This window comes from Pedobacter sp. UYP24 (assembly GCF_054057295.1).
This window is the reverse complement of the sequence record NZ_JBSRZD010000003.1, coordinates 107,170-123,347: the sequence shown is the minus strand read 5'-3', so window position 1 is coordinate 123,347 and position 16,178 is coordinate 107,170. Positions and strand designations below refer to the sequence as shown.

The 16,178-nt window shown below is 40.2% G+C and carries 10 protein-coding genes and 1 pseudogene; 10 read left to right on the top strand and 1 reads right to left on the bottom strand.

Annotated features, from left to right (window positions below):
* Positions 1-279: 279 nt before the first annotated feature.
* From ACVWYN_RS08820 to ACVWYN_RS08785, 8 genes and pseudogenes are all read left to right on the top strand, one after another.
* Entirely contained in the window at positions 280-1,977 is a 1,698-nt protein-coding gene (locus ACVWYN_RS08820; protein WP_457288482.1) for an ABC transporter ATP-binding protein, read from the top strand.
* A complete protein-coding gene (locus tag ACVWYN_RS08815) occupies positions 1,967-3,733 on the top strand; it encodes an ABC transporter ATP-binding protein (RefSeq protein ID WP_457288481.1) in 1,767 nt (588 codons plus the stop codon). Before ACVWYN_RS08820 ends, ACVWYN_RS08815 begins: the two co-directional genes overlap by 11 nt.
* 96 nt (positions 3,734-3,829) lie before the next feature.
* Complete coding sequence (locus tag ACVWYN_RS08810) at positions 3,830-4,432, top strand: TetR/AcrR family transcriptional regulator (protein WP_457288480.1); 603 nt, start codon at positions 3,830-3,832, stop codon at positions 4,430-4,432.
* Between the two features lie 59 nt (positions 4,433-4,491).
* Positions 4,492-4,923, top strand: a complete 432-nt coding sequence (locus ACVWYN_RS08805) for a DoxX family protein (protein ID WP_457288479.1) — start codon at positions 4,492-4,494, stop codon at positions 4,921-4,923.
* A 37-nt stretch (positions 4,924-4,960) separates the two neighbouring features.
* Positions 4,961-5,563 (top strand): hypothetical protein, encoded by a 603-nt coding sequence (locus tag ACVWYN_RS08800; protein WP_457288478.1) that lies wholly within the window; start codon positions 4,961-4,963, stop codon positions 5,561-5,563.
* Positions 5,564-5,659: 96 nt separating this feature from the next.
* Positions 5,660-8,095 carry a PIG-L family deacetylase gene (locus ACVWYN_RS08795; RefSeq protein WP_457288477.1) on the top strand — a complete coding sequence of 812 codons (2,436 nt, stop codon included), beginning with the start codon at positions 5,660-5,662 and terminating at the stop codon, positions 8,093-8,095.
* A 100-nt stretch (positions 8,096-8,195) separates the two neighbouring features.
* Positions 8,196-9,878, top strand: a pseudogene (locus ACVWYN_RS08790) (sodium:solute symporter); the annotation flags it as partial.
* Positions 9,867-12,443 (top strand): M1 family aminopeptidase, encoded by a 2,577-nt coding sequence (locus ACVWYN_RS08785; RefSeq protein WP_457288638.1) that lies wholly within the window; start codon positions 9,867-9,869, stop codon positions 12,441-12,443. The pseudogene ACVWYN_RS08790 and the gene ACVWYN_RS08785, both read left to right, overlap by 12 nt.
* Here ACVWYN_RS08785 and ACVWYN_RS08780 read toward each other — a convergent pair whose 3' ends face one another.
* Positions 12,444-13,250 carry a hypothetical protein gene (locus tag ACVWYN_RS08780; protein ID WP_457288476.1) on the bottom strand — a complete coding sequence of 269 codons (807 nt, stop codon included), beginning with the start codon at positions 13,248-13,250 and terminating at the stop codon, positions 12,444-12,446.
* Positions 13,251-13,476: 226 nt separating this feature from the next.
* On the opposite strand from ACVWYN_RS08780, the gene ACVWYN_RS08775 reads away from it, so the two are divergent.
* Complete coding sequence (locus ACVWYN_RS08775; protein WP_457288475.1) at positions 13,477-14,772, top strand: cytochrome ubiquinol oxidase subunit I; 1,296 nt, start codon at positions 13,477-13,479, stop codon at positions 14,770-14,772.
* Entirely contained in the window at positions 14,769-15,791 is a 1,023-nt protein-coding gene (locus ACVWYN_RS08770; protein WP_457288474.1) for a cytochrome d ubiquinol oxidase subunit II, read from the top strand. The genes ACVWYN_RS08775 and ACVWYN_RS08770 overlap by 4 nt, the downstream gene beginning before the upstream one ends.
* Positions 15,792-16,178: the final 387 nt, after the last annotated feature.

Genomic DNA, 16,178 nt, shown 5'->3' with positions numbered 1-16,178 from the left:
TTATTATGTACAGGTTTGAAACGGGTTTCAGTCGATTGGAATCGTTTATAACCCGAACAAAACGCGAAGGAAACCCGAACAAAACCCGAGGGAAATCAATATTTTATCTTTATTCTTTCAAGACTATATAGCTACTTATTAGGAACAGTGCCCGAAGCTTTCTAAAGTGCTTGCCAAACTAAGGTAGGTTGGTTAAATGACGGAGTAATTTTTTAGAAAGACAAGCGTATAAACGGGGCTACAATTGAATATTTCTAGATTTGCACGTATCTTTGCAGCATGCTAAAATTGCTAAAACCTTACAGTGCCATCATCACGCTGTTGTTGTTACTGGCACTAGGTGGTAATGCCCTCAGTTTGATGCTGCCTAAAATTATTGGGGCGGTAATAGATGGTATTTCGCATCATCATTTTTCAATTGATCAGGCCATGATCAAGTTTTCAGTCATTACTGTTTCCGTATTTGTATTGGGATATTTTCAAAGTTTGATCCAGATTCATGCTTCTGAAAAGGTAGCGCTAAACTTACGCACAGAGTTAACAGCAAAAATATCCAGACAAAATACTGCTTTTATTGAGCAGCAAAGTCCTGCAAAGTTGTTAACCAACCTTACTTCTGATATTGATGCCATAAAAGCTTTCGTTTCGCAAGCCATTGTTTCTATGGTATCCTCTTTAGTCATCATTATTGGAGCCGCCATTTTGCTATTTAGTATTGATTGGGAACTCGGACTCATCGTCATCTGCATCACTTCAACTATAGGAGTAAGTTTTTATTTAGTCATTAGAAAAGTAAGAATCCATTATAAAAAGAGCAGGGAAGTCATTGATACACTCAATAAGGTGATCAATGAAAATATTATTGGCGCCTTCCTGGTGCGGGTAGTAAATTCTCAGGCCCTGGAATACAGTAAGTTTATGGAGGCCAGTATTAAAGGTAAAAATCTTGGCTTGTCTATTTTGCACCTGTTCGCCTGGCTCATTCCCATCATTACGTTTACTGCTAATATTGCCGCATTGGTAATTCTGGCCTATGGTGGGCACATGGTGATTACCGATAGGATGAGTATTGGTGATCTTGCCGCATTTAACAGTTACTTAGCGATGCTGATCTTTCCAATCATCATTATTGGGTTTATGAGTAACGTTATTGTACAGGCCAATGTATCTTTCGCCAGGGTTAGTAAAGTGCTTGAGGCAGAAGACATTCTGGATTTGGGCACTGTAGCACAAGAATTAACAGGGAAAATTGAAGTAGAAAAGGTCAACCTAAGCTATTCTGGTAAGCAGGTATTGAAGGATATTAATTTTTCTGTTGCTCCGGGTTCAAAGGTAGCTATAGTAGGACCAACAGTTGCCGGTAAGACCCAGCTTTTGCAATTACTTGCTGGAATGACACGGGCTGATAATGGCGCAATTAAGTACGACGGTGAGCTGATTACTGATTTTAAGAGTGAGGCTTTTTACAGACAACTAGCGTTTGTGTTTCAGGATAGCGTGTTATTTAATATGAGCGTGAGGGAAAACATTGCTTTTAGTGAGCAGGTAACACCCGAATATTTGGAAAAGGCCATTGAAACTGCAGAATTGGGTGGACTGATTGCTTCTTTTCCGGATGGTTTGGAAACTATTGTTTCTGAACGCGGACTTAGTCTCTCGGGCGGACAAAAACAGCGCATCATGCTCGCTCGTGCGCTTGCCATCAATCCAAAGATATTGTTACTGGATGATTTTACCGCCAGGGTAGACCAGCAAACGGAAACCAAGATATTGGCAAACATCGCCCGTAACTATCCTTCGATTACCTTAATCTCCGTTACACAAAAAATTGCTGCGGTAGTGGATTATGATCAGATCATCCTGATGATGCAAGGCGAAGTGCTGGATAAGGGTACGCATGAAGAATTAATGCAGCGCAGTCCGGAATACGTACAGATTTATGATTCTCAACAAAGCACCAGTAATTATGAACTATAACCTGAACATTGAAAAAGAGCCGCAGGTTAAAAAGCCGGTTCTAGGGGAAATCCGTAATATGCTGAATGTGGCCGTGGCAGAAAAGCGTAATCTGGTGATTGCACTAGGAATCATGCTGCTCAACACCACGCTTAACCTGTCTGGTCCGCTGCTCATTGGCTACACCATAGATCATTACATTCAAACCAAGCAGTTCAATGGCGTATTGCTGTTCTCCGCGATATTGCTTTGCATGTATGCAGTAGTTTTTGGAGGAAGTTATTTACAGACCCGCCTTGTTGGGGGTTCTGCACAACGCGTTGTTTTTGGACTCCGGAATGCGGTATTTCTAAAGATACAACAGCTGCCGGTTGCGTTTTTTAATCAGAATAAGGCTGGTGATCTCATCTCCAGGGTAAATACGGATACCGACCGCTTAAATCAGTTTTTCTCTCAGGCACTACTGCAGTTTCTAAGTAGCTTTTTTATGCTGGTTGCAGCAGGAACTTTCATGCTAATTATCAATTTTAAGTTGGGTTTGGTTACTATTTTACCTGCTGCATGTATTTGGTTATTTGTAAACAGGCTTTCCCCCTGGGTTAAAAGAAAAAATGTAGCCAACCTGAAAAGTGTGGGGATGTTGAGTGCAGAGATACAGGAGAGCTTAAATAATTTTAAGGTGGTAGTAGCATTTAACCGAAGAGATTATTTTAGAAAACGCTTTGATATTGCCAACCAGCAAAATTATAAAACGGCAACAGGCGCCGGAATTGCGAATACGGTATTTATGCCTGTCTTTAGTCTGTTTTCTAACATCGCTCAATTGTTGGTATTGATTTATGGCGTTTACCTGATTAGAAATGGTGGCCTAACTATTGGGCTGTTAATCAGTTACATCGCCTATGCGAATAACTTTTACAACCCGATCAGGCAACTAGCAACGTTGTGGGCCAGTTTTCAGACCGCACTTGCTTCCTGGGATCGGATTTCTCACTTATTAGGGTTGTCCAATGATCTGGAAGTGATACCAGCGGATGCTTTGGATGTGCTGCCGACTGCTCCAGTATTGGAATTTAAAGCCGTGCATTTTGGTTATCCCGGAGGAAAGGAAATATTAGCTGACATTAACTTTAAGTTGGAAGCAGGTAAAATGTATGCTTTCGTTGGTCCGACTGGTGGAGGAAAAACGACTACAGCTTCACTGATGGCACGACTATATGATCCTTTAAAGGGTAGCGTTTTGTTGAATGGAAGGGATATCAGATCTTATAATGATGCCGAACGTGCCAGTAAAATTGGTTTTATTTTACAAGAACCGCTTTTGTTTACCGGAACAGTGCGAGACAATATACTTTATGGCAATACTGCATTTCAACAGTTAGATACAGCGGGATTATTGAAAGTATTTGAGGATGCCGGGCTAACAGAACTACTGGCTGTTTTTGACGAGGGATTGGAGACCGAAGTGGCCAGTGGCGGTAATAGCATGAGCTTGGGTCAAAAGCAGTTGATTGCTTTTATGCGGGCATTTTTGAGGAAACCCGAGTTGTTGATTCTGGATGAAGCCACTGCAAATATTGATACCATTACAGAGCAATTATTGGGTAAGGTGCTTGAGAAATTAGGAGAAAGTACCACCCTGGTGGTGATTGCTCACCGGTTAAATACCATCCAAAATGCAGATGAGATCTTTTTTGTGAACTCTGGCGAAGTGACTAGGGCGGGTTCATTTGATGATGCGATGCAGAAGCTCATCCACGGTAAAAGAGTGAGTTGATCCATTGTGGAAGTTTCGTCAGAAATTGTCATCAGTAATGATATTTATCTTGGATAAGTTATATTTGCTAACACTGTTAACTTAACTATTAATGATATGGGAATTGCAGAAAGAAAGATCAGGCAAAAGGAAGAATTCAGGACGAGCATTCTGGAGGCTGCCTGGCTGCAGGTGCTAACTGATGGATGGCAATCGCTTTCTATCAGGAAAATTGCTGATGCGATTGAGTATAGCGTTCCGGTAATTTACAGTCATTTTGAGAACAAGGAAGCCATTTTACTAGAGTTTACAAAGGAGGGTTTTCAAAAATTAGCAGACCATCTTCAGCAAGTGAAAGACCAGCACAGCGATCCAGCTGAACAATTGGAGGCGATTGCACATGGCTATTGGGATTTCGCTTTTGCGCATAAAGAATATTATCAGCTGATGTTTGGTTTAGGTATTCCGCAATGTGAGCAGGTAAATTCCATCTCAGAAATGAAAAGTATGACTATGGTGATGATGTCTGCTATAAAAGATGCCATTTCCGTAAGTAAAAATAAGGAAGTAGATTTTTTTCTTAAATATCATACCTATTTGTCTATTCTGCATGGCCTGGTATCTATTGAGATGATTCAAAAAGTTGGGAAACCTGCAGAACACAAAAAAATGATCTTGCAGGATGCGATTTCAGGCTTTATACAGTCGCTCATTTCATAATAAATTTTATTTTGTTAGGTTTACTAAATCTAACTAGGTATTTTAATTAAGAATCTTCTATGAAACAAATTTTTAACACCAACTTTAATCACGGCAGTTTAAACGTTATATTGCTGATTTTTCGTGTGGTTTTAGGTGCATTTATGATGGTACACGGATATGCTAAATTGCAGGGCGTGCTTGCTGGTGGAGAGATTCAGTTTATGGATCCAATAGGTATCGGTCAGGCGGGTTCCTTATACCTCGCCATATTTGCAGAGTTTTTTTGTTCCATCTTTTTGATATTGGGGTTGGCAACCAGGCTTGCAGTAATTCCGCTGATCATTACTATGCTTGTGGTAATTTTTGTTGCTCTCGGTAGCGCTCCTTTTGAAAAGAAGGAACTTGCGTTACATTATCTGCTGGCTTATTTTTTAATCTTAATTATTGGAGCAGGAAAATATAGTCTTGATTTCTTTATCAGTCGTAATAACAGCAAACGCAGAAGATAAGTTATATTTTTAGCACACTTATTGCGTTATAGCTTTTATGAAAAGATTCCTAATGTTTTCCCTTTTGGTGATAGCGGTTTCCGGCTGCGGTATAAATAGACAGGCGCAACAGATTAAAGCGCTGGAGAAATGCACCTATAGAATTACCTCTGCGGAGGAAATATTTGTTGGCGGAACAAATGTTAAAAAACTATTTGAAAATCAGGAGCTAAACTTATCAGCATTGCCTGGTCTGGCATTAGGCTTATTGAGAAAAGACGTGCCGTTAAGGACTAAACTAAACCTGGAAATTAAGAACCCAAGCGGGGAAGATGCAGCGATTAATGAATTTGAATATAAAATATTGATCAATAATGCCCAGCTTGCAGAGGGCGTTGTTAACCAGGCGGTAAACGTCTTAGCCGGACAATCTGTGGTTGTTCCTGTAAATATGGACGTAAACCTTTATCCTTTTGTTTCCAATAGCAAAGTGATGGCAGAGATTGCCGAGTTTATGAAAGGCGGTAAAAATGGTGGCGCCGAAAAGAAAGGGATTCTGACACTTAAGATTAGACCCAGCATTAAAGTAGGTGGTGCATTGGTCAAATATCCTGGTTTTATTACCATAGATAAAGAGGTAAGTAGCAAGATTCTCCTATAAAAAGAGTAGTACTTTTGCACGATTGTTACTGAAATCGCTTATATATACGTAGCGGATTGATGATTTTTGGTTAATTTCGAAAACTAACATCTGCTTATGACTACCAAATTCTCTTTTCTTGTTTTTCTTGTTCTTCTTGCTCCGGTATTAAAGGCTCAAAATATGCAGCAATTGAACGCTGCAGAAATTAAACAGGGATTAGAAGCGCTAAATGTAACTGGAAGTGTGCTTTTTATTGCCGCCCATCCTGATGATGAAAATACGCGTTTGCTGGCCTATTTGGCTAAGGAAAAAAAGATGCGGACCGGTTACTTATCGATAACAAGAGGAGATGGCGGACAAAATCTAATTGGAAACGAACAAGGGGAATTGCTGGGCCTAATAAGGACTCAGGAACTTTTGGCAGCCAGAAGAACGGATGGAGCGGAGCAGTTCTTTACGCGGGCAAATGATTTTGGATTTTCAAAAAATCCGGAGGAGGCTTTTAAGATTTGGGATAAGGCAAAGATCTTATCTGATGTGGTTTGGGTAATCCGTAAGTTTCGTCCTGATGTGATCATTACACGTTTTCCTGAAGATTCAAGAGCAGGGCACGGTCACCATTCCGGCTCCGCTATATTGGCAAGAGAAGCTTTTGCTGCGGCTGCCGATCCGAAACAATTTCCGGAGCAACTTTCATTTGTAAAACCATGGCAGGCCAAAAGAATTGTATGGAATACGTTCAATTTTGGTGGCAATAATACAACGGCAGACGATCAGTTAAAGATTGATGTAGGTTTATTCAATCCCCTGTTGGGAAAAAGTTATGGAGAAATTGCGGCGGAAAGCAGAAGCAACCACAGGAGTCAGGGCTTTGGTTCTGCCAGACAGCGTGGTTCTGGAATAGAGTTTTTTACCCCTGTTGCCGGAGAAAAGGCAAATAAAGATTTATTTGAAGGCGTTGATTTTACACTGGCTAGAAATCCGAACAGTGCTGCAGCTCAACAACTGCTTAACGAGATCAATTCAGAATATCAGGCTTCAGATCCTTCAAAGTCGGTTGCCAAGCTGTTGAAACTAAAACAAATGGTTGCAGGTACACCTTTTAAGCAGGACTTGCTGGATAACCTGATTTTGGCCTGTGCCGGTATTTGGCTGGAAGCTGCTGCAGTAAACCCCTCTTATGCTTTGAACGAGCCTGTTAATTTGAGGCTGCAAGCCATATCAAGAGTAAAAGCAGATTTTTCTTTACCAGTTTCTTTGGAGGAGCAAACTTCTGGTACCTCAGTTTCTTTGCTTCCAAACCAGTTCTTATCTAAAGAAATAAAAATAAACGGTAGCGCTGTGTTAACGCAACCCTATTGGTTGGAGAAAGCACATCCTATTGGCAGTTATGTGGTTGATTCATTAAATAAGATTGGCCTTGCAGAAAATCCGATAGGTTTATCTGTACTTTTCAAGATAAAAATTGGCGATCAGCTTATAGAAAAGAGGATGCCAGTGGTTTATAAATATACAGATCAGGTGAAAGGGGAGGTTTACCAGCCACTTGTAATTGCACCTCCGGTGACAGCAACGCTAACTGAAAAGGCTTTTATTTTTAATGGCAATGAACCTAAAACGATAAGCATTCACCTCAAAAGTTTTAAAGACAATGCAAAGGGTAGCCTCTCCGCATCATTGCCATCGGGCTGGAAGTTATCGCCTGCAAGTGAAGAATTTAACCTTGCCAAAAAAGGAGATGAGCAGTTGTTTACTTTTACGGTTAGTCCTGCGGGAAATGCTGCTGGTGGAAAAATGGTGGTAAACGTAAACCTTGATGGTAAATCTTACAGTTATGGTTTAAGGGTAATAAACTATGAACATATCCCAGTTCAGACATTATTTCCAGCTGCTGAAGCCAGACTGGATAAGATTGATCTTAAAATTGCCGGACGTAAAATAGGATACATTGCCGGGGCAGGTGATTTGATCCCTGAATCACTTAAGCAAATCGGCTATGAGGTGATCAGTCTGACTGAAAACCAGGTGATCAATTCAGATCTTTCTGCTTTTGATGCTATTGTTACCGGTGTACGTTTGTATAATGTGAACGACCAGGTAAAAAACATGCAACCAAAACTAATGAAATACGTAGAGAACGGAGGTGTGTTGCTGGTGCAGTACAATGTGAACACACCATTGCGCATTGATAATCTTGGCCCGTATCCATTTAAAGTTGGTCGCGATCGTGTTACCGAAGAAGATGCTAAAGTAAGTTTTATAGCGCCAGATAACGCAGTATTGAATTACCCCAACAAGATTACGGCAAAGGATTTTGATGGCTGGATTCAGGAAAGAGGTTTGTACTTTGTATCAGACGTTGATCAGCATTATACACCCATCATAAGTATGAACGATACAGGAGAGGCGGCAAATAGCGGGTCACTGCTGGTAACAAATTATGGAAAAGGAAGGTATGTGTATACAGGACTGTCTTTCTTCAGGCAGTTGCCGGCAGGTGTGCCCGGTGCTTACCGCTTATTTGTTAACCTTCTTTCTATTAAGAAATAGTTCCAATGGAGGAACCGAAATATAAGAACTTTTACCGCTGGCTTATGGCCTGGCTGGTATTCCTTATTGTGGTGTTTTACGCTTTTACCAGATATTTTGGATGAGTAATTTAGACTGGGCGGTACTGATCCTTACCTTGGTTGTAATTGTTGTGTATGGCATTTACAAAAGCAGGGGGACGCACAATATACAAGGCTATTTATTGGGTAATCAATCTTTGCCCTGGTACCATGTATGCCTTTCTGTAATGGCCACACAAGCAAGTGCAATTACATTTTTATCGGCACCCGGTCTTGCCTATTCTTCGGGAATGAGCTTTGTGCAATTTTACCTTGGATTGCCATTGGCTATGATCGTCTTGTCCATCACTTTTGTGCCCATATTTCACCGCCTAAAAGTATATACTGCTTATGAATATCTGGAACAGCGGTTTGACCTGAAAACCCGTGCCTTAACAGCTTTCTTATTTTTGATCCAAAGGGGCTTGTCGACCGGAATTACCATCTATGCACCATCCATTATTTTATCAACTATTTTAAATATCAACACAACATACACCACACTTTTTATTGGTGGATTAGTGGTTTTCTATACTGTTTACGGGGGTACAAAAGCCGTTTCTTATACCCAAATGCTACAAATGAGCATTATATTTTGCGGGTTGTTTGCGGCTGGAATTATGGTTGTACACCTTTTACCTAAGGACGTTGGCTTTGTAAAAGCGATCAGCATTGCGGGTAAAATGGGCAGAACAAATGCCATAGATTTTAAGTTTGATCTGAATAATCAATATTCGGTATGGAGCGGTCTGCTTGGAGGATTCTTTCTGCAATTGTCCTACTTTGGTACTGATCAGAGTCAGGTAGGCAGATATTTATCAGGTGCATCAGTTAGCGAAAGCAGGATGGGCTTATTGATGAATGGACTGGTGAAAATACCGATGCAGTTTTTGATCCTGCTGATTGGCGTTTTGGTTTTTACCTTTTATCAATACAATAAGCCGCCTATATTTTTTAACAGTTTTGAATTGAATAAACTGGAGAAAAGTCGGTACGCTGGAGAGCTTAATGCAATTAAGGGAGCTTACGATAAAGCATTTGTAGCTAAACAGGCACAAATTGAGGTGATGAACAAAGCGCTGGAAGTGGGCGATAAAACAAAGATAGATGAGCAGCGAAAGGTTTTGCAAATAGCCGATACAGTTGATAAGTCCATTAGAGAAAAGGTAGTTCAGCTCATGGTAAAGAATGATGCCCAGGCAAATACGAAGGACAATAATTATATCTTTTTGAGTTTTGTAACCAAATATCTACCCCGTGGACTAATAGGACTGCTGATTGCCATCATATTCCTTGCTTCTATGGGCTCGACAGCAAGTGCGCTCAATTCCCTTGCATCAACTAGTGTTATAGACATTTATAAGCGATTAATTAAAAAAGATGGGAGCGATGGGCAATATTTGCAGGCATCAAGACTAGCAACCGTATTTTGGGGAGTGGTTTGCATAGTGATGGCACTTTATGCCAGTAAAATTGGGAATTTGCTGGAGGCCGTTAACATCCTCGGGTCTTATATCTATGGAACTATTTTAGGCGTGTTTCTGGTGGCATTCTATGTAAAACATGTAAATGGCAGAGCCGTATTTATTGCCGCATTGCTTGCAGAAACTGCCGTTATTATAATAGGACAATCGGACAAGATCGCCTATTTATGGCTTAACCTGATTGGTTGCTTACTGGTGGTGTTATTTGCCGTGTTATTACAAAGTTTTATGAAAAGAAAAGATAGTCAGGTTATTGCGGTTCTCCTGGTTTGTGTTTTCCTAACATCCTGTGCGGGTATTGGTAAATTGTCAGATCCAAAAGTAGAGACTGGAGTTTCCAGGAAACTGGCTATATACCGTAAATCAGTGCTGAGCAACATCAACTACAATCTTTCCTTCCATATTCCTAAGGTTAAGACGGATTCGATCAATGCATCTGAAGTATTGACTTTTCATTTGAATGATACAAGGTATCAGCTGCAGCTGGATTTTAGAGAGATCAGCTCCAAGCTGAAGCATTTGGAGGTAAACGGAAAAGCAATTACCATAAATCATATTGAGGAACACCTGATCATACCTGCGCGTGCACTTTTAAAAGGGAACAATAACATCCAATTGGATTTTGTGGCAGGGGAGGGCGCATTGAATAGAAATGCTGATTACCTCTATACTTTGTTTGTTCCCGATAGGGCCAGAACCGTTTTTCCATGTTTCGATCAACCAGACCTCAAAGCTACCTACACGCTCACATTGGAAATACCTGCCGATTGGAAAGCCATTACCAACGCGAGGCTTAATGAGGTAATCTCATCCGCTGAGCGTAATACTTTTCATTACCAGGAGTCGGATACCCTAAGTACCTATCTTTTTGCATTTGCAGCAGGTAAATTTGATTTGGCACAGGGGCAAACCGGTAGTTACCAATCTGACTTTCTTTATCGGGAAACCGATACCGCAAAAATAAACAGCAGTTTGCCCGAGGTATTTAGGCTTCATGATCATGCGCTAAAATACCTAGAGGGCTGGACAGGCATTCCTTATCCTTTTCAGAAGTTTGGATTTATTGCGATACCTGATTTCCAGTTTGGAGGAATGGAGCACGCTGGCAACATCCAGTATAAAGCGTCGGCTTTGTTTTTGGATGGCGGAGCAACTAAAGATCAGTTTAATGCCCGTAACAACGTGATTGCTCATGAAACTGCACACATGTGGTTTGGAGACATGGTAACCATGAACTGGTTTACGGATGTATGGATGAAAGAAGTATTTGCCAATTTTATGGCAGATAAGAGTACAGAATCCATTACCGGGAAAGCGGTATTTGATTTGAAGTTTCTGGTAGACCACTTTCCTTTAGCCTACGGCATAGATCGTACAACAGGCTCTAATCCAATAAGACAACAATTGGATAATTTAAAGGATGCCGGGACTATGTACGGAAACATCATTTACCATAAGGCGCCGATTATGATGCGACAGTTGGAACGGTTGATGGGAAAGGATAAGTTTCAGGAAGGTGTGAGGGTATATCTAAATAAATTTAGAAACAAGAATGCTTCCTGGCCTGACTTGATTGGTATACTTGATGAATATACCCCTCAAGACCTCAAAAAATGGAACAAGGTATGGGTAAACGAACCTGGTAGACCGGTGTTTGATTATGCTATGGAAAGTGAAAGCGGAAAGATCAGCAAGTTTAGCATACGTCAAAAGAGTGAATATGGTAGCTCCAGAGTTTGGCCACAGCTGGTAGAGATTACCTTATATTATCCGGGATCAAGTAAGGAATTAAGTGTTAACCTCAACGCTCTGGATGTTGAGTTGAAGGCAGCTGTTGGTCTTGAAGTCCCTGCATTTGTGGTATTTAATTCATCAGGACAGGGTTATGGGGTTTGGCCTTTGGACAGCGCAATGTTCAATGGAATATACCAGATTGAAAATCCAGTTAGCAGGGCTTCGTCTTATATTTCCATTTATGAGAATATGCTTGCAGGCAGAGCTATAAATCCTAAACAAGCGTTGGATCTTTTTATTACAGGCCTGTCTAAAGAAAAGGAAGAGCTGAACCTGAAGTTGATCACTGGATATATCAGTAACATTTACTGGATATTCATTGATGCCAAAGAACGTGAAGCCTACGCCACTGAATTAGAATCAGCCTTATGGAGCGGTGTGGGATCTGCTGAGCCAAGCAATAACAGAAAAATCTTATTTAAAACTTATCAGGATGTTTACTTGTCTGCCGCTGGACGGGAACGAATGTATAAGATTTGGAGCGATCAACAAGCACCAGCTGGAATAAAGCTAACGGAAGACGATTATACTTCAATAGCCTTTTCTCTTGCGCTGAGGGATGATGTAGACAATGAGCTATTGAATAAGCAATTGAAGCGTATTACAAATGAGGATAGAATAAAGCGGTTTAAGTTTATCATGCCCTCCGTTTCAGCTGATAGCAAAATAAGAGATGAATTCTTTAAAAGCTTATCGCAGAAATCCAACAGGGAAAAGGAGGCAAATGTGGCTACCGCGCTTAGTTATTTACACCATCCTTTAAGACAGGAAAGTTCCATAAAATACCTGCCTGAAAGTTTGGAATTGCTCCAGGAGATCCAGACTACTGGTGACATATTTTTTCCTCAAAACTGGCTTCAAGCTACCTTGGGTAGCTACCATAGCAAGGAGGCAGCAGATATGGTGCGGCGCTTTTTACGACAAAACCCACAATACAATTCAAAGCTTAAGGCAAAGATTCTTCAAACTTCAGATAACCTGTTTAAAGCAGTGCAGCTATTGGGTAAGTAATTATTTAAGCTCGATATAGCTGATTTTAAAAGTCTGCGTGCCACTTTGAGTTTTAAGGGTCAAACTTGCCGGATAGTTATCGGTATTGTAGGTGTATGTGTAGTCGCGGTCATCAGACTTTTTTCCACCACTAAACCGGATTAGGTTATTTGGTCCGGAAGTAAGGAATTGATATGGCAGCTCCAGCTGCAACACCTGAGCAAACTTTACCGAGCTAAAGATTCCTGATTTGGTATCGTAAGTATACAGAAAATTCGTTTTATCAGTTTTTTCAACAAATAAGGAAGTTAAATTGCCATCACTTCCGTAACTCAGCGTTCTGGTCTGAATGAGCACATTACTTACTGCATGGTTTTTGATTACGCTGATTTGATTACGACTGTTATATTCCAAATAGTATTTCTCCAGTGGGTTGCTTTGGGAAGGAAAGATTTCAAATTGCGAAACTCTGGTAATTATACCATTGGAGATTAGGTAATCGGCCGAGTAATTTTTGGTCCCATTTAAATAGCGGTCAAGTTTCACAGGTATCTGATTGCTGTATTTGAAGACATACTTGATGCCTGATGAAAATGTAAGTTCGCTGATGAGCGGAATGTTTTCTGTGTATTTAATTTCCAGGGTGAGGGCGGCAGATTCAAATTTAACAGGTACTAAGATTTTCTTTGTTGGCTCATTCGGTTTACTTTCAGGTTCTTCAGTTGCCGGCTTGGGTTCAATTACCGGAGTTTTAATTTTTTTACAGGCTGTGCTGATTAGTACGATTAGAATGAGGGTTAAGAAAGGCAAGCGTTTTATTAATTTCATATTTGTAACATTTGTTTAGTGCAATACTCTGTTACCTAAAAATAAAAAGCCAACTATCTGGCTATTTATTTGTTAAAATATTATTTTGGATTCCAAAAAAATGTGATGCAGGCATATTGTCCCGTTTAAATTTATGATAAAATTATATACCTTATTGGCCTTTTTAATGGTTGATATGGCGTATTTTTGGAAAGTCTTTTAGCAATTAATATTTTAAAGTGAACGCATGGACGATTTCTTAGCCGCCCGCCTACAAATGGCCTTCTCTCTGGGGTTCCACATTATATTTGCCTGTATCGGAATGGTGATGCCTTTTTTTATGTCTGTTGCTCATTTTTATTGGCTCCGTACCAAAAAGGCAGTCTACAAGGATGTTACCAAAGCATGGAGCAGGGGTGTAGCGATTTTCTTTGCCACCGGAGCAGTTTCTGGAACAGTGCTTTCCTTTGAACTTGGATTGCTATGGCCAAAGTTTATGGAGCATGCAGGCCCAATATTTGGAATGCCATTTTCTTTGGAAGGCACAGCATTTTTTATTGAGGCCATTGCATTGGGTTTTTACCTTTACGGATGGGACAAACTTAATAAATGGTTCCATTGGGTAACAGGAGTTATTGTGGGTATAAGTGGTTTATTATCCGGTATATTGGTGGTTGCTGCAAACTCATGGATGAACAGTCCGTCCGGCTTTGATTTTGTAGACGGTAACTATATTAACATTGATCCTATAAAAGCGATGTTTAACGAGGCATGGTTTTCACAAGCCTTGCACATGTCTATCGCCGCTTTCGTTTCCACAGGTTTTGCTGTGGCCGGTATCCATGCTTTAATGATTTTGAGAGGAAGTAACATCACTTTCCATCGTAAGGCCTTTAAGATTGCTGCTATTTTTGGTACAGTTGCCGCTTGTTTGCAACCATTGAGTGGCGATATATCGGCAAAGGACGTGGCACGTAGACAGCCGGCTAAATTGGCTGCTATGGAAGCGCATTTTCATACAGAAAAAAAAGCATCATTGATTATCGGTGGAATACCAGATACATTAAATAAGAAGGTCGATTTTGCGATCAAGTTGCCTGGTGTATTGAGCTTTATGGCGACAGGGGATTTTAATAAAGAAGTTACAGGTTTGGACCGTATCCCTAAAAAAGACCAACCGCCAATAGCTGTGACGCATTACGCATTTCAAATTATGGTAGGACTGGGAATGGCTATGGTGGCAATTGCTATCCTTTATTTCCTGGCCTTGTTTAAGAAAAAGCGCTGGCTGGAAACCAAATGGTTCCTGAAGCTTTTTGTAGCGGCTACACCCCTTGGTTTTATTGCCCTTGAAGCTGGTTGGACGGTAACCGAAGTAGGCAGACAGCCATGGATAATTCATGGAATATTGCGGACTGCTGACGCCGTTACGCCAATGCCTGGAATTGCCTATTCTTTTTACCTCTTTACTATAGTTTACCTTTCTCTTGCTATAATAGTGAGCATATTATTATACCGTCAAATTAAATATCTGCGTTCATGATCTATGTTGTAATTGTATTCTTGTGGACTTCTATATTATTGTACATTTTGCTAGGAGGTGCAGATTTTGGTGCGGGTATCATTGAGCTTTTCACTTCAAAAGTTAACCGCCCTAAAACCAGAAAGACAATGTATAATGCGATTGGTCCTATTTGGGAGGCCAACCACATGTGGCTGATTATTACTATCGTAATCTTATTTGTAGGGTTTCCTAAGATTTATACGACGATCTCTATTTATTTGCATATTCCGCTTGTATGTATGTTGCTTGGCATTATTGCGAGGGGAACAGCATTTGTATTTAGAAATTATGATGCAGTTAAAGATGATATGCAAAAGGTTTACACACCTATATTTATTTACTCTAGCCTGATCACACCATTTTTTCTGGGCATTATCGCTGCAAGCTCAGTTTCTGGAAGGATCGATCTGCAATCGGCCGACTTTCTTTCTGCTTACGTCTATAGCTGGTTGAACTGGTTCTCTATTTCTGTGGGCGTTTTTACAGTTAGTATTTGCGGCTTCCTTGCCACTATTTTTATTATCGGACAGACTGATCCGGGGGGAGATCGTATGCATTTTATTCGTAAAGCCAGGCGTACAATCTTTGTAGTAATGGTTAGTGGCGCCTTGGTTTTCTGGGCAGCTTATGTTGATCATGTTCCATTAATGTACTGGATATTTGGGGGACTACCTGGAATCATAGCCATATTTGCGGCAATTATTTCCCTGGTAATTATGTTCTATATTCTGAATAAAGATAAGCCTATTTTATTGCGGTTGCTGGCTGGTTTTCAGGTAACGATGATTCTATTTGCCGCCACCTATATCCATTTTCCGGATATCGTTTTGCTAAGCAATGGCGAGAATTTATCCCTCCTTACCCATCAGGGGCAGGCTAAGACAATCTCTTCATTGGCCTACGCATTGCTGATAGGTAGTGTTTTTATACTGCCCGCATTGTTTTATTTGATCTACATATTTCAACAAAAGCCTGGTTTCAAAAATAGTAAGGGTTAATATTTCATACTTATTATACAATATGGGTTGTTAGTCCTTGTATAATACATGGCTATGTATTTATATACATGTATATGCTAGACGCATTAAAACTTGTGAAGTCAGTCATTAATCATTGTAACATTTTCGCGTCATAGACAATCTTTTAAGTTGGTAAAAAGAGTTTTAAAAAGTGGTTTAGCATAGCACATAAAACGCTAATTACTTTTTTAATCCTATTTCTATGTGCTGGAATCTCGCTAAAAAGCCGTTTAGTGAATTTGTTACAGTTAATCTAAACTGTAACAAATTAAATTGGTTAGATCTAAAACACTAAAATTTGTATTTACTTCGCAGGCTATAAAATGTTAAACTCGTTTTTTAGCATTAAACCTCAGGCGAGGTATG